Source organism: Caulobacter mirabilis (genome assembly GCF_002749615.1).
Lineage (GTDB): Bacteria > Pseudomonadota > Alphaproteobacteria > Caulobacterales > Caulobacteraceae > Caulobacter > Caulobacter mirabilis.
In genome coordinates this window covers 2,415,746-2,430,203 of sequence record NZ_CP024201.1, presented here as the reverse complement: position 1 = coordinate 2,430,203, position 14,458 = coordinate 2,415,746, and the positions used below count along the sequence as shown (strand labels likewise).

16 protein-coding genes are annotated in these 14,458 nt (G+C 69.9%); 11 read left to right on the top strand and 5 right to left on the bottom strand.

The features are described from left to right. Positions 1–123: 123 nt before the first annotated feature. Complete coding sequence (locus tag CSW64_RS11755) at positions 124–1,314, top strand: serine hydrolase domain-containing protein (RefSeq protein WP_099622286.1); 1,191 nt, start codon at positions 124–126, stop codon at positions 1,312–1,314. Here CSW64_RS11755 and CSW64_RS11750 read toward each other — a convergent pair. Genes CSW64_RS11750 through CSW64_RS11740 form a run of 3 tightly spaced genes read right to left on the bottom strand, consistent with a single transcriptional unit; the run spans position 1,307 to position 3,804 of the window. Beyond that, positions 1,307–1,834: a CcdC protein domain-containing protein gene (locus CSW64_RS11750; protein ID WP_099622285.1), complete on the bottom strand. Its 528-nt coding sequence runs from the start codon at positions 1,832–1,834 to the stop codon at positions 1,307–1,309. The two genes, CSW64_RS11755 and CSW64_RS11750, sit on opposite strands and share 8 nt — an antisense overlap. Next, positions 1,831–2,463 carry a DsbA family oxidoreductase gene (locus CSW64_RS11745; protein ID WP_099622284.1) on the bottom strand — a complete coding sequence of 211 codons (633 nt, stop codon included), beginning with the start codon at positions 2,461–2,463 and terminating at the stop codon, positions 1,831–1,833. The genes CSW64_RS11750 and CSW64_RS11745 overlap by 4 nt, the downstream gene beginning before the upstream one ends. A gap of 15 nt (positions 2,464–2,478) precedes the next feature. Beyond that, positions 2,479–3,804: a diguanylate cyclase domain-containing protein gene (locus CSW64_RS11740; protein WP_099622283.1), complete on the bottom strand. Its 1,326-nt coding sequence runs from the start codon at positions 3,802–3,804 to the stop codon at positions 2,479–2,481. A gap of 144 nt (positions 3,805–3,948) precedes the next feature. Here CSW64_RS11740 and CSW64_RS11735 point away from each other — a divergent pair, with 144 nt between their 5' ends. From CSW64_RS11735 to CSW64_RS11705, 7 genes are all read left to right on the top strand, one after another. Beyond that, positions 3,949–4,716: an SDR family NAD(P)-dependent oxidoreductase gene (locus tag CSW64_RS11735; protein ID WP_099622282.1), complete on the top strand. Its 768-nt coding sequence runs from the start codon at positions 3,949–3,951 to the stop codon at positions 4,714–4,716. 46 nt (positions 4,717–4,762) lie between these two features. Continuing rightward, positions 4,763–5,359 (top strand): aspartyl/asparaginyl beta-hydroxylase domain-containing protein, encoded by a 597-nt coding sequence (locus CSW64_RS11730; RefSeq protein WP_099622281.1) that lies wholly within the window; start codon positions 4,763–4,765, stop codon positions 5,357–5,359. Between the two features lie 9 nt (positions 5,360–5,368). Continuing rightward, the gene (locus CSW64_RS11725; protein ID WP_099622280.1) at positions 5,369–5,620 is read left to right on the top strand and encodes a hypothetical protein; all 252 of its coding nucleotides are present in this window, start codon (positions 5,369–5,371) and stop codon (positions 5,618–5,620) included. Further along, a complete protein-coding gene (locus tag CSW64_RS11720; protein ID WP_099622279.1) occupies positions 5,617–5,907 on the top strand; it encodes a type II toxin-antitoxin system RelE/ParE family toxin in 291 nt (96 codons plus the stop codon). The genes CSW64_RS11725 and CSW64_RS11720 overlap by 4 nt, the downstream gene beginning before the upstream one ends. A 45-nt stretch (positions 5,908–5,952) precedes the next feature. Next, complete coding sequence (locus tag CSW64_RS11715; protein ID WP_099622278.1) at positions 5,953–7,080, top strand: CaiB/BaiF CoA transferase family protein; 1,128 nt, start codon at positions 5,953–5,955, stop codon at positions 7,078–7,080. Between the two features lie 250 nt (positions 7,081–7,330). After that, the gene (locus CSW64_RS11710; RefSeq protein ID WP_099622277.1) at positions 7,331–8,128 is read left to right on the top strand and encodes a F0F1 ATP synthase subunit A; all 798 of its coding nucleotides are present in this window, start codon (positions 7,331–7,333) and stop codon (positions 8,126–8,128) included. A gap of 87 nt (positions 8,129–8,215) precedes the next feature. Continuing rightward, positions 8,216–9,415 (top strand): calcium:cation antiporter, encoded by a 1,200-nt coding sequence (locus CSW64_RS11705; protein WP_216361169.1) that lies wholly within the window; start codon positions 8,216–8,218, stop codon positions 9,413–9,415. Here CSW64_RS11705 and CSW64_RS11700 read toward each other — a convergent pair. Further along, positions 9,412–12,159 carry a protein kinase domain-containing protein gene (locus tag CSW64_RS11700; RefSeq protein ID WP_099622275.1) on the bottom strand — a complete coding sequence of 916 codons (2,748 nt, stop codon included), beginning with the start codon at positions 12,157–12,159 and terminating at the stop codon, positions 9,412–9,414. The genes CSW64_RS11705 and CSW64_RS11700 overlap by 4 nt on opposite strands. 95 nt (positions 12,160–12,254) lie before the next feature. Between CSW64_RS11700 and CSW64_RS11695 the strand changes: the two genes are divergently transcribed. Both CSW64_RS11695 and CSW64_RS11690 read left to right on the top strand, forming a co-directional pair. Next, complete coding sequence (locus CSW64_RS11695; RefSeq protein WP_099622274.1) at positions 12,255–12,557, top strand: hypothetical protein; 303 nt, start codon at positions 12,255–12,257, stop codon at positions 12,555–12,557. A 215-nt stretch (positions 12,558–12,772) separates the two neighbouring features. Further along, positions 12,773–13,720: a YihY/virulence factor BrkB family protein gene (locus tag CSW64_RS11690; RefSeq protein ID WP_099622273.1), complete on the top strand. Its 948-nt coding sequence runs from the start codon at positions 12,773–12,775 to the stop codon at positions 13,718–13,720. Here the strand turns inward: CSW64_RS11690 and CSW64_RS11685 are convergent. Continuing rightward, positions 13,662–13,901 (bottom strand): sulfurtransferase TusA family protein, encoded by a 240-nt coding sequence (locus CSW64_RS11685; protein ID WP_099622272.1) that lies wholly within the window; start codon positions 13,899–13,901, stop codon positions 13,662–13,664. The two genes, CSW64_RS11690 and CSW64_RS11685, sit on opposite strands and share 59 nt — an antisense overlap. Positions 13,902–14,002: 101 nt before the next feature. Here CSW64_RS11685 and CSW64_RS11680 point away from each other — a divergent pair, with 101 nt between their 5' ends. After that, positions 14,003–14,449: a DoxX family protein gene (locus CSW64_RS11680; protein WP_099622271.1), complete on the top strand. Its 447-nt coding sequence runs from the start codon at positions 14,003–14,005 to the stop codon at positions 14,447–14,449. Positions 14,450–14,458: the final 9 nt, after the last annotated feature.

Here is a 14,458-nt window from a genome sequence, read left to right as displayed (position 1 = left end):
CGGCGGCTGTGCTGACAGGGTTTGTCAGCATGCCGACGATCGCCTTGCACCGCAGGCGGCGTGCTATAAACGTAAGCACTTACATATATACCGAATCTCGTTCGAGGGGACGACGAAGGAACGATGCGGAAGCGGCGCGAGGGAGCTCCATTCGTCGATCGGCGCGGTTTTCTGGCGGGCGGACTGGCTTGCGCGACGCCCGGCGTCGCCCTGGCCCGGACCAGCGCCACGGACGCGCTCGATCGCTTCGTCACTGGTGAGATGGCCCAGGCGGGCATTCCGGGGCTGGCCCTGGGCCTGGCCCGGAATGGCGCGGTCCGGCTGGCGCGCGGCTACGGCTTCGCCGATCTGGAGCGCAGGCGCCGGGCGACCGTCGACACCCTGTTCCATATCGCCTCGGTGACCAAGGTGGTGACCGCGACGGCGGTGATGCGGCTGGCGGAGGCCGGGCGACTGGATCTCGACGGGCCGGTCGCGCCGCATCTGGACTTCCCGCTGGCCAATCCGGCGCATCCCGACCGCCCGATCACCTTCCGCCAGCTGCTGTCGCATACCTCCAGCCTCTCGGACGCCCGCTACTACGAGATCGACTTCCGCGTCCTGGGCGCCGACGCGCCGAAGCCTCTCGGGGAGATGCTGCGCGGATACCTGACGCCCGGCGGCGCACACTATTCGCCAAAGCGGTGCTTCTCGGCGGCGGCGCCCGGCGAGGCCTGGGACTACTGCAACGTCGGCTACGGCCTGCTCGGCTATCTCGCCGGTCGGATCGGCGGCGAGGACATGCGCGAGCGGACCCAGCGCGAGATTTTCGACCGACTGGGCGCGGGCGGCGTCGCCTGGCGACTGGCCGACGCGCCGGAGCGGCTGCGCGCCACGCCCTATGATCTCGTCGACGGCAAGCGGGTCGCGACGGCGCCGGTCGGCCTGCCGGACTGGCCGGCGGGGAATCTGCGCGCCTCGATCGCTGGCTTCACCCGGTTTGTCGCCGCCTGCGCTAACGACGGCGCGACGGCGGACGGCGTCCGCATCCTCGGCGCCGAGACCATGGCCGAGATGCGCCGGCCCGCGAAGCCGCCGTCGCTGCCGACATGGCTGAGCGGGCAGGCCTTGGGATGGATGGAATCGCCGCTGGCCGGGCGGCCGCTGCTGAACCACTGGGGCGGCGATCCGGGGGTGTTCACGGCGGCCTATGTCGATCCGGCCAGCCGCTTGGGCGTGGCGATCTTCACCAATCTCAGCGCCGTCGATCCGGCCAGGGCGGCGATCAAGGCGATCGCCGCGCGGCTGCTGGAGCTTCCGCCGCCGCCTAGCTGACCAGCTTGCCCGCCGAGCGGGCCTCGGTCAGCATCCGGCGGGCGCGCAGGAACATCTCCAGCCGGGTCACCGTCAGCAGGCCCATGGCGAAGACCACGAACACGTCGGTGACGAAGGCCGCCGACAGATGCCACGCCTCCGCCTCGGCGCTGAGGCCCTGGCGCAGGCCGAAGCGCAGCGCGATCAGGGCGACCAGGAACAGCAACGCGGCCGGCGAGGCCTGCTGGTTCAGTTCGTGTGTCGCCGGGTCGACGGTGATGGTCATCATCCGTCCGCGATACCAGCCCAGGCCGCCGCCGAGGGCGAAGGCGACGACCAGGCCGCCCCATTCCCAGCCGTGCGGCGGCATCTCGGCCAGCAGGAATCCCGTCATTCCGATCAGGAGAAGCGGCGTGACCCACAGCCATTCCAGCCGCAGTCGCCGCGCCTTGCGGGCGCGCAGGAACCGCAGGCCGATGAAGACGGCGGCGACGCCGACGCCGATCAGGGGCCCGAGGGCCTGGGGATCGTTCAGGTTCATCCGGCCATCTCCACCGCCTTGTCCAGGGCGCGCACCAGCCGCTCGGCCGGTTCCGCGCCGGACACCGCCACCTTGCCGTCGAAGATCATGAAGGGCACGCCCGAAACGCCGGCCTGATGGGCCAGCTGGTGCTCGCGGGTGATCACGTCCTTGTCCGCGCCTTCCGACAGCAGTTTGAGCACGATCAGCCGGTCCATGCCGGCTTCGCCGGCGATGTCGGCCAGCACCACCGGGTCGCCGATATCCTTGCCCTCGCTGAAGTAGGCCTTCAGCACGCCTTCCAGCACCGCTTCCTGGCAGCCGGCCGCCTGGGCCCACCGGATCACGCGATGGGCGGCGTTGGTGTTGGGCGAGACGGTGATGGCCCGCATGTCCCAGACGACGCCGTCCTGGGCGGCGTTCTCGTCGAGGATCTTGCCCATGGCCTCGCGCCGCTCGGCGTCGGGGAACTTGGCGGCCATGTAGGCCTTGCGGTCGACGCCTTCCTCGGGAAGCGTCGGGTCGAGCTGATAGGGCCGCCAGACCACGTTGGCCTGGATATCCGGCCGCATCTCCAAGGCTTTTTGCAGCCGCCGCCAGCCGAGGTAGCACCAGGGGCAGACGACGTCGGCGATGAAGTCGATCTGCATGGGCTGCTCCCGGGACTAACTGGCTTGGCGCTGCAGGGCGCGGCCGGCGGCGCGCTCCAGGGCCTGGGCGGCGTTCTCGCCCGGCTCCAGCTGGGCGACGCCGATGTCGAAATCGACGGTGAAGGGCGGCTTGCCGTCGCCGGCGTCGAAGGCCGTACAGGCGATCACGGCGGCGATCCGCTCGGCGGCCGAGCGGCCGGCGTTCTGAGGCGTCGCGGGCAGGGCCAGGGCGAAGACCTCCGGTCCCAGGCGGGCGGCGGTGTCCTCGGCCCGGACCAGCCGGCCGATCATCGAGCCGATCTGGGGGATGGCGCGGTCCAGCCAGCCGCCGGCGCGGGCGGCCGCCACCTCGGGCCGATCGGCGACGCGCAGGACGCAGACGCTCATCGGCCGGTTCCGGATGCGGGCGGCCTGGGCCAGCCGCACCAGATGCCCGGCGAACAGGTCGCGGGTGAACAGGCCGGTGGCGGCGTCCATCAGGCCGCTGCTGCGCGCCTTCTCCAGCGCCTTGCGGATGGCGGTCTGGCGCCGGTAGCTGCGGGCCAGTTCGATCACGCGCTTGGCCGTTTCGGTCTCCGGCGTCTCCGGCGAGGCGACGTCGGACACCCCGCGATGGAAGGCCTCGGAGCTGGTCACATAGCTTTCGCCGCGCAGATAGAGCAGGGCGGGGATATGGTAGAGGCGGGTGTTGCGCCGCATGCCGGCGGCGATCGACAGGGCCTCGGCGCTGTTGTCGCCGGCCCAGAGGACCACCGAGTCGAAGGCCCGCTCGTGCAGGTAGTCAAAGGCCGTGAAGGCGGTGAAGGCGCCGACCACGTCCGCGCCGCCGCGGGTCAGGGCGTTGCTCAGCGCCAGGAACTGGGGAGCAGGCTCGCCGACCGCCAGGACGCGGTAGGGTTCCGGCGAAGGCTCGGGCAGGTCCAGGCGGCGGCCGCGGTCGGAGAAGGTCTCCAGCCGCAACTCGAACTCCTCCTCGGCCACGGCCATGCGGACCAGCGACTCCAGCCGCAGGACGGCCTGGGCCGGATGCAGCGGCGGGGCCAGGGTTAGGTCGAAGGCGTAGGCGTCCAGCTGCGGGTCGGGATCGCCGATGGCGATCACCGGCAGTCGGCGCGGGGCGCAGGCGGCCTTCAGCCGGCGGGCGAGCGACAGGGCGTCGTGGCCGCCGCTGGCGACGTCGACGATCACCGCCTCGATGGCCAGATCGCTCAGCGCCGCCAGCGCCGCGTAGGGGCCGCGGGCGGTGATGGTGCGCCAGCCGAGCCGGTCCAGGCCTTCCGCAAGGGGACCCGCTAGCGCGTCGTCCCGCGCCACGATCAAAATCCGGGCCTGAATTGACAACCCGCGTGAACTCCCGCCCTTGACGCCGCTGACGCGGTCGGCTCGTGAGACCCGCGCGTCGGAATCGATGGCGCACCATAGCAGAGGCCGTCGCAGGGGATAGCGATACGGCGATGCTCAACGACGAGGACAGGGGATAGATTGATGAGCGACAAACCACTGGCGGGCCGGGCGGCCATCGTGACCGGCGCCTCGAGCGGGCTGGGCCGTCGTTTCGCGCATGTCCTCTCCGACGCCGGAGCTTCCGTGGCCCTGATGGCGCGCCGCGTGGACCGGCTGGCCGACGAGGTCGCGGCCATCGAAGCCAAGGGCGGCAGGGCGATCGCCATCCCGCTGGACGTGTCCGACGTCTCCGCCATCGGCCCGGCCTTCGACAAGGTCGAGGCGGCGCTCGGCCCGATCTCGATCCTGGTCAACAACGCCGGCGTCGGCGGCGAGGGCATGGCCCTGGAGATGACCGAAGAGACCTTCGACCAGACCATCGCGGTCAACACCAAGGGCGTCTACTTCGGCGCCGTCGAGGCGGCCAAGCGGATGATCGCCAGCGGCGTCGCCGAGCGCGGCGAGGCGCGGATCATCAATATCGCCTCGATCGCCGCCTTCGAGCAGCTGGGCGGCCTGACCGTCTACTGCCTGTCCAAGGCCGCCTGCGTCTCGCTGACCAAGGGGCTGGCCCGGGAATGGGCGCGTCCGCGCATCGCCGTGAACGCCATCTGCCCCGGCTACATCGAGACCGAGATCAACAGCGACTGGTTCGGGACCGAGGGCGGCCAGAAGCAGATCAAGGGCTTCCCGCGTCGCCGCCTGATGGACGAGGACGTGCTGGACGAGGCGCTGCTGATGCTCGCTGGCCGACGCGCCCACTTCATCACGGGCACGACGATCACCATCGACGACGGCCAATCGCTCTAGACGAATATCCGCGTTACGCTTCCCGCATAGCGCGGGGAGGGTTTCGATGCAGGGCCGCCTGAAGCTGCCGTTCCGCTTTGACGTCGCCCGGATGCGGGCCGAGGTCGGCAGCCTGGCCGACGGCGACTGGATCCCGCACTACAACGCCCGCGACTACGAGGGTGAGTGGTCCGGCGTCGCCCTGCGATCGACGGGCGGGCGGGACGGCTGGCTGTTCCCCGCGCCGCCGGGCGGCGAGCCCTATGCCGACACCCCGACGCTGGGCCGGCTGCCGTACCTCGCGCAGGTGCTGGGGACCTTCGAATGTCCGCTGGAGACGGCCCGTCTGCTGAGGCTGCACGCCGGGTCCAGCATCCGGGAGCATGTCGACCACGCGCTCGGCTACGAGGATGGCTTGGCGCGGCTGCACGTGCCGATCGTCACCAGCCCGGAGGTGGTCTTCTACCTGGACGGCGCGCCGGTCCCGATGGGCGAGGGGGAGTGCTGGTACTTCGACGCCCGCCGTCCGCACCGCGTCGATAACCGCGGCGTCGAGCATCGCGTGCACCTGGTGATCGACTGCATCGTGGATGGCTGGCTGGCGGGGGTGTTCGCGGAGGCCGGGTTCGCCCCGTCGGTGGTTGATCCGACGTTTGTGGAGTAGGCTCCCGCCATGGCCGACGGATCGCTGACCATTCCGCTGGACGAATTGACCGCCGAGCAACTCAAGGCGGCGGCCGAGGCTGCCGGGGAAACCCCGGAGGCCTATGTGCGTCGCGCCGTCGCTCGAAGTCTTGAAGAAGACTGGGCGGAAGATCTTCGCCGCGCCGCCGAATACGAGCGTACGGGTGAGTCCCTGTCCGTCGATGAGGCCTTTGATCTTCTTCGAACGCGAATCGCCGAGCGGCGGGCGCAGCGCGGGTGAGCTTCCGCGTTCGACTTCAGATCGCGGCGCGGCTGGATATCGAACGTCTGGGCGATTTTCTTTCGGAATGGAGCGATAGCCTCGCCGAACGCGCCGTGGCGACACTCTACGACGCCGTGAATAGCCTTCAGACAATGCCCGACAGAGGCCGCCCCTTGACTGGGCCGCTACGAGAACTCGTCGTGCCCTTTGGGAAGGGCGCCTACATCGTCCGCTATGTGGTGTCGGAGCATGAGGTCCTCATCACGCGCATCTTCCACAGCCTCGAAGACCGCCCGCTTGCGTGACCATGCGTCAGCGCCGTTACTCCTCCCGGAAACGGAGGACATTCCATGGGCAAGGGACCGCTTTCAGGTCTGAAGATCGTCGAGTTCGCGGGCATCGGCCCCGGACCGTTCTGCGGCATGCTGCTGTCGGACCTGGGCGCGGACGTCGTGCGGATCGACCGCAAGGGCGGCGGCCGTAGCTCGCCGGCCGACGTCACCAGCCGCGGTCGCCGGTCGGTGGCCCTGGACCTGAAGTCGCCCGATGCGATCGAGGCGGTGCTGAAGCTGCTGGAGACCGCCGACGGCCTGATCGAGGGCTTCCGCCCCGGCGTCATGGAGCGGCTGGGGCTGGGTCCGGACGTGGTCCTGAAGCGCAATCCCAAGCTCGCCTACGGCCGCATGACCGGCTGGGGCCAGTTCGGTCCCTACGCCAAGGCGGCCGGCCATGACATGAACTACATCGCCATCACCGGCGCCCTGCATGCGATCGGCACTGATGAGAAGCCGGTCCCGCCGCTGAACCTGGTCGGCGACTTCGGCGGCGGGGCCCTCTATCTGGCCTTCGGCCTGCTGGCCGCGGTGATCAGCGCCCGCCAGACCGGCCAGGGCCAGGTCATCGACTGCGCCATGAGCGACGGCGCGGCCTCGCTGATGGCCATGTTCTACGGCTTCAAGGGCGCGGGCATCTGGAAGGACGAGCGGCGGGCGAACATGCTCGACGGCGGCGCCCACTTCTACGACACCTACCAATGCGCCGACGGCAAATGGATCTCGATCGGCTCGATCGAGCCCCAGTTCTACGCCCTGCTGCTGGAGAAGACCGGGATCACCGATCCCGAGTTCCAGAACCAGATGGACCGCGCCTCCTGGCCGTCGCTGCGCGCCAAGCTGGCCGACGTCCTGAAGCAGAAGACCCAGGCGGAATGGTGCGCGATCATGGACGCCACCGACATCTGCTTCGCGCCGGTCCTCACGCTGGAGGAAGCGCCCAAGCACCCGCACAACGTCGAGCGCGAGACCTTCGTCACCCTGGAAGGCGTGGTCCAGCCGGCCCCGGCGCCCCGGTTCTCGGTCACCCCGGGCGCGATCCAGGGACCTCCGCCGAAGATCGGCGCCCACAACGACGAGGCCCTGACCGAATGGGGTTTCTCGCGGATCGAGGTCGAGGCCCTGCGGGCCGCCGGCGCGCTCTAGGACGTTCGGTCGGCCGGGGTCGGCTGCGTTCGCCCCCGGCCGGCCCGGTCTGGACATGACGATCCTCAGCGGCTAAACGCCCGCCCCGAGAGGCCACGTCCTCCCTCGCTTGCGAGCAGAAGTCCGGGACGGCCCGGCGTTCCAACAGGACGCCACGCCGTGCTCACGACGCTCGCAGCGGTTTGCGAACCGCGCCCCTACGCCATCGCCAACGCCGCCGTATGCGCCGCTCCGTGTGAGGCGTCGCGTCGTGGCTAATCCGATCGACCAGTTCCAGATCAAGCCGATCGAGGGTCTCGACCTCGGCGTGGTGGTCCTGCCGTTCCTCGGCGAGCAGCGGCTGGCCTTCACCAACTCGCATGTCGCCATGACCATCGCCTTCGGCCTGGTGGTGCTGTTCCTGCACCTGGCGACCGCCAAGCCCAGGATCGTGCCCGGCCGCCTGCAGACGACGGGCGAGGCGCTGTTCGGCATGATCGACAGCATGACCGGTCAGATCATCGGCCATGAAGGCCGGCGCTACATGCCGTTCGTCTTCACCCTGTTCATGCTCATCCTGGCCATGAACATGCTCGGGATGTTCCTGACCTTCACCGCCACTTCACAGCTGGCGGTCACCGGGACCTACGCCGGGCTCACCATCCTGCTGGTGCTGGCGGTGGGGTTCTCGCGCAACGGCCTGCGCTTCTTCCTGCTGTTCTGGCCGGCGGGCGCGCCCCTGCTGATCCGGCCGCTCGTCGGCCTGATCGAGTTCGTCTCCTTCCTGCTGCGGCCGCTGACGCTGGCGCTGCGCCTGTTTGGCATCATGCTGGGCGGTCACGTGGCGATGAAGATCTTCGCGGGCTTCGTCGTGACGATGGGGGCGGCGGCGCTGGGCGGAGTCGGCTTCGTGCAATGGATCGCCCTGCCGGTCGCCGGGCTGTCCATGGGCATGGTGGTGTTCACGACCGCCCTGGAGTTCGTGGTCGCCTTCCTGCAGGCCTTCGTCTTCGCCATCCTCGCCACGCTCTACCTGAACGAGGTCGTCAACCTGGGGGAGGGGCACTAGCCCCGACCGCCCCCTCATCTTCGTCGCCGGCGGACGGCCGCCGGCGTTCATCGCTCCCCTGGGGACGGCCCCGTCGGAGGAATCATCGTGTCCACACCCGCCTACGCTTCCGCCACGCCGCCGCCCAAGGCGTCCCTTCGCGACCTTATGCCGGTCGGGACCGCCGTCCGCCTCGCGGCCGCCTGGGGCGTCGTGGTCCTGTTCCTGACGGTCGGCCGCGGCTGGCTCGCCGACCCCATCGCGACCCCGACGGCGATCGCCTGCTTCGTCCTGCTGTTCGCGACCATCCTCTACGCCGCCTTCGGGGTGGTGAAGGAGGCGGACCACCTGGCCCACGCGCTGGGCGAGCCCTACGGCACGCTCATTCTGACCCTGTCCATCGTCTCGATCGAGGTGATCCTGATCGCCGCCGTCCTGCTCGGACCGGGCGAGACGGCGACGATCGCGCGGGATTCGATCTTCGCCGTCATGATGATCATCCTGAACCTGGTGATGGGCCTGTGCCTCGTGGTCGGCGGGCTGCGCTACGGCGAGCAGGAGTACAATTCGCAGGGCGCGATCGCCTATCTGTCGATGATCGTGCTGCTGGCCGGGGTCGCCCTGGCGCTGCCCAACGTCCTCAGCCCCGGAAACGGGGGCTTCCTGCCGGTCCAGGCCGTCGGCGTCGCCGTCCTGACCATCGCCCTCTACGCCGCCTTCCTGGCCATGCAGATGCGCGGCTATCGGCGCTTCTTCGTCCAGCCGGAGTTCGGCTCGCTCTCCATCCCGGTCTCCGTACCGGTCGAGCGCGGCGAGCCGGACGGCGTCGATGCGCCGAAGATCGCCCTGGACATGCGCGCCATCGTGCTCCGGTCGATCATCCTGATCGCCTTGATCCTGCCCATCGTGCTGCTGGCGCACGACATGGCGATCCTGATCGACATGGGCGTACAGCGCGCCGGAGCGCCGCTGGCCGTGGGCGGGGTCCTGATCGCCATCATCGTGTTCACGCCGGAATCGATCACGGCGGTGAAGGCGGCCCTGGCCAACGAGATGCAGCGCGCGATCAACCTTTGTCTCGGCGCCTTCGTCTCAACGGTGGGGCTCACGGTGCCGGCGGTGCTGACCATCGGCCTGCTGACCGGCAAGACCGTGACCCTCGGCCTGGGCGGGCTCGACTTGGTCCTGCTGGCGATCACGCTGGCGATCAGCGCCCTGACCTTCCTGGGGCACCGGACGTCGCCGGTCCAGGGGCTGGTCCACCTGGCGCTGTTCGCGATCTACGGCCTGCTGCTGTTCGTTCCCTAGGCGGCGGCCAGCGCCTGGGACAGCGCCGCGACGCGCTGTCTCACGAAGGGGTCCTTGTTCTGGGACAGGGCCGGGCGCGCGGTCTCCAACAGCGCCTTCGCCCGCGCCCGGTCGGCTCTGCCCAGGGCGATCTCGGCCAGCGCCAGGTCGACCTGGGCGCCCCAGTTCGGGTCGCCGACCAGCTGCGCCACCTTGGTCCGGTCGATGTCCTTCAGCAGCGCCGCCGCCTCGTCCCAGCGCCGCGCCTGGATCAGGCAGTCGGCGATCGCCGCCTCGATCCCGTCGTCCAGCGCCATCCGTCCCGCGAGGTCGGACCGCAGCGCGGTCAGCGAGGCCCTGAGGTTGGCCATGCCGTCGTCCAACTGGCCCGCGCGACACTGGGAGATGCCGACGTCGGCGCGCCCCGCCACGGCCGTGAAGGACGAGGCGCCATCCTTGGTCGCCGCCGCCCGCCAGAGCCGCTCGCCGTCCGCGGCGGCTTCGGCGTAGCGCCCCAGGACGCCGAGCGATTGCTGCCGCACGGCCAGCAGCAGCAGGGTGTGGCGATGATCGCGGCCCAGCCGGGTCTCCATCTTGGGCAACAGTTCGCTGGTCAGGGCGACGGCCTCGGCGCTGCGTTGCTGGAGCATGTAGGCCTGGGCCAGGTTCAGCCGCAGCAGCAGGGTGTCGGCGTGATCGGGGCCCATCAGCTTCGCCATCCGCTCGCTCAGCGCGCCGAAGGTCTCCTCGGCGGCCTTGCCTTCGCCCAGGCGGATCAGGGCGAAGGCGTAGCGCTGGCCGAAATTGATCCGCTGCCGCTCGGTGAAGGTCTGGGGAAGGGTCTCGACGAGCCTGTAGGCCCGCTCGAAATGCGCCCTCGAACCGGGGACGTCATCCGAGGCGAGCGCGGCCGCGCCCTTGGCCGATTCCAGCCAGACCGTGGTTTCCGGTTCGTCGATCCGGCGCGCCTGAAGCGTCTTTTCCGCCGAAGCGATTGCGGCCCTGGCCTGGTTCAGAGTGCCTGGCCGGGTCGAGAGGGCCAAGGCCGCGGCGTGCTGGAGGCGAACGGTGAGCGCCTCGGCGCTGTCCGCGGCGCCGGCCCGGGCATAGGCGCGGTCGGCGGCCTCGTAGTAGCGGGTCGCGTTGGCGTAATCCGATCGGAGGTCGAAGGCGCGGGCCAGCGAACCATAGAGATAGGCCGCGACCTCGGGCCGGTCCCTGAACCGCTGCTCGATGGCGCCGCCGGTCCGGGAGATGGCCTGGACCAAGGTCTCTTCCGCCGACGAGGCCCGCGCCGGGTCGACGCTCGCCAGCACGTCCTCGGCCAGGAAGCGATAGCTGGCTTCGGACAGCGCCTGGGCGGATCGGGCCTGGTCGCGCTGATGAACGGCGTAGGCGGCGAAGCCGGAGGCGGCCAACACCCCGGCGACCAGGCTGGCGGCGGCGGCGCGGACCCACGGGCGGCGGGCCCGGCGACGATCCTCGAGCGCCCGCTGGGTCTCCAGGAAACGTTTCTGCTCGTCGTCCTCGGCCGCTCGCCGCCGGCGTTCGTCGAGGGTCTCCAGGCGCTGGGCCAGTTCCCCGGCGCCGCCGAGACGCTTCTCCGGAGCCCCCGCGCAGGCCGCGGCGACGTCCTCGCGGAGCAGCGGATCGGCCACGCCCGCCTCCCAGCCCGGCGCCAAGCTGGCGGCGAAGTCGCCGACGACGAGCTGATACAGGATCAATCCCACGGCGTAGACGTCGCTGCGGAGGGTCGGCAGGGCGTCGCCGACCAGCTCCGGCGCGCGATAGGCGGCGGTGCCGGAGCGACCGTCCGCCTGGCCCGGCTCGACCTCCAGGGCGCCGGGATGGGTGATGGCGAAACTGTCCAGCACGGTGTCGTCGAGCAGCCGGCCGCTGCCGAAGTCGACCAGCCGCACGGCCGCCTCATCGCCGTCGCCCAGGACCAGGATGTTGGCCGGCTTCAGGTCCTTGTGCAGCACCCCCATGCCGTGGACCGCCTCGACCGCGCGGGCGATGCGGGCGGCGACCGCCAGGCGCTGGGGCAGGGGGATGGCGGCCAGCCCGCCGGCCTCGGCCGCCCAGGACAGCAGATCGCGGCCGCCGTGGGCGTATTCGACGAAATAGGGCGAGGCGTCGAAGTTCCATTCCAGCAGGGCGGGCAAGGGCGCCGCCTGGCCCAGTCCGGCGAACAGCAGGCGCGAGAGCGCGGCCTCGCGCTTCAGGTCCCGCAGGCGGTCGGGCGCGTCGGCGAACTTGAACACCCGCTGGTCGCCGGTCTTGATATGGCGGGCCAGCCAGACGTCCTCGGCGCCGGTGTCGCCCAGGGGCCGATCGAGCCTCCATTGGCCGCGCCCGGGAACCGTGTCGCCTGGCGCGAAGGAGAATCTCGGGGTCAGGGGCGAGACAATGCTCTCGACCTTGACCGGACTGGTCAGGCGGTAGCCGATCCGGGGCACGGTCTCGATCACGTCGTCCTGGCCCGCGCCCAGGGCCTTGCGCAGTTTGGAGACCGCGGTGGGCAGCGAGCCCTCGACGACCGTCACCCCGGCCCAGACGCTGTCGAGGATCTCCTCCTTGGCGACCACCTCGCCGGCCCGCAGCAGCAACTCGTGCAGCACCTCCAGCGGCTTGCCTTCCAGCGCCACCGCCTGACCGTCGACCCGCAGCGTCCAGCTCGCCTCGTCGAACTCCGCCCCGGCGAACCGCCAGAGCCTGCGACGCCGACGGGATCCACTGCTGCCGACCACGACGAACACCCCCATGTCCGCTTGAGAATTCCTTCAGAACGCCATCAAGACAGAACGGCGTCCGCATCGCTAGCTCCAAGGCCTGTTTCGCATTGGAGGAGACGCGAGCCATGGAAAACCCTCTCTTCGTCCGCAAGCTGGACCGGTCGGTGGTCATGGGCGAACTGAAGTCGGCCGGATCGAAGGATCCGGACATCCTGCAGGCCACGCGGTCGCGGCTGCTGGCCTCGTCGAAGTCGGCGCGGCTGGCCGGTTGGGGGCTCATCGGCTGCGGGGTGGTCTTCGGCCTCACCATCATCGGCCTGCCGGCGACGATCGCGATGGTTCCGATGGGCGTGATCGCGCTGCTGCGAGCCCAGGGCAACATCAGCACCGTCGACAGGGTGTTCGCCGAGTACACCGGGGCGATCTGAGCGTCAGGATAACGAAGCCTGACATCGCCGTTCAGCCGCCGTTCAGGCACGCGATTCAATCCTCATTCTCGTAGACGGCTTCCACGCATCCCGTCCCTCGTTGTGGGGCCGACTACACAGGAAGAAGGCAAGGTCATCCTGTCAGGCGCGCCACGGTCCCCCCGGGCGCGCCTTTGACATTGCGCTGACGACGTCGCGAAGGCAGTTTCCGCGCCATGTCGGACGCCAAGAGCCCCGGACGATTCCCCCACCTCGACATCGACCCGCTCCTCTGGACGCGGTCGACCCTCGTGGTGCTGGGCAAGTCGCTGCAACGCCTGTGGGGCCGGGACGTGATGCTGTACGTCGGCGGGGTCTCCTTCTGGATCATGCTGGCGGTGTTCCCGCTGCTGGTGATCGGCATCGGCCTGTACGGCATGCTGTCGACGCCGGACCAGGTCGCCTCCCAGGCCGACACCCTGGCTCGGATGCTGCCCGCCGACGCCCGGGGTCTGTTCGACAGCGAGCTCAAGCGTCTGGCCCATGCGCCGGCCCAGTCCCTGAGCGCCCAGAGCATGGTCGCCCTGGTCATCGGCGGCTACGCCGCGCACCGAGGGTTCAAGGCCCTGCTGGCCGGGCTGTCGTTCATCCATGAGGAGGAGAACCAGCGCGGCTTCCTCGGGTTCAACATCCTGGCGCTGGTGGTGCTGATCGCCGCCATCGCCGCGATGGGCCTGCTATCGTTTCTGTTCCTGACCTTCCGCGTGCTGGCGATCGCCTGGAACATCAAGCCGCTGGCCGGCGTCGGCTGGCTGTACAGCGAATGGACCTGGACCAGCGTCGGCATGGCCCTGGCCCTGACGCTGATCTACCGCTACGCCATGTCGCGCGAGCCCGTGGCCTGGCGCGCTTCGGTGGCCGGCGGGATCGCGGCCACGGTGGTCGGGGTGCTCGCCTCCTGGCTCTGCGCCTTCTACGTCGAGCAGATCGCGCATCTGGGCGCGACCTACGGCTCGGTCGCCACCATCGTGGTGTTCCTGATCTGGCTGAGCTGGAACGTGAACACGCTGTTCTTCGGCGGCGCCCTGGCCACCGAGATGGAGATCGCCCTCCACACCCGGAAGCTCAGGCCGGCTTCGAAACCACGAAAAACAGCGACCCGTCGGTCTCGCCAGCGTCGGTGACGACGTAGGCCTTCTCCCGCGCGAAATGAGGGACGTCGACCCGCGCCATCGGGTCGTCGGCCAGCAGCCGCACGACCGCGCCGGCGGGCGCCGCCTCCATGGCCCTGCGCAGGCGCAGGGTCGGGACCGGGCATCGATGGCCGCGCGCGTCGACGAGGATTTCGCTCACAGGCTGCTCCATGGACGGCGGGACCGCCGCCGGCTCTCTACACCGTCGCGACGCCTGATGACGATTCCCCTGGAGTGATCTAGCGTCGGCCGGCGGATCATCTGGGGGCGAGCATGCGAGACTTTCTGTTTCTTCCGAGCCTGGCGCGCCATCAGGACGCGTCGATCCTGGCCCTTCGCCTGGTGACGGGCGGCTTCCTCATCTGGGGCGTCTGGGACAACGTGACCAGTCCGGCGGACATGGCCAAGTTCGTCGCCTTTCTGACCAGCCACAAGTTTCCGGCGCCGGAGCTGCTGGCGCCGCTGTCGGTCTACACCCAGCTGGCCGCCGGCGTAGGCATGATCCTGGGCCTGTTCACGCGCTGGGCCGGCATCCTGGCGGCGCTCAACATGCTGGTCGCCATCGCCATGGTCGACCGCTTCGGCGGCATCCGCGGCATGTGGCCCGCGGGCGCGCTGGTGTTGATCGGCCTCTACTTCGCCGCTCATGGAGCGGGGCGATTCAGCCTCGACGGGGCGCTGGAAGGCGCGACCGGCGCCAAGGGGCGGAACCGGCGCTGACCCTCTCTC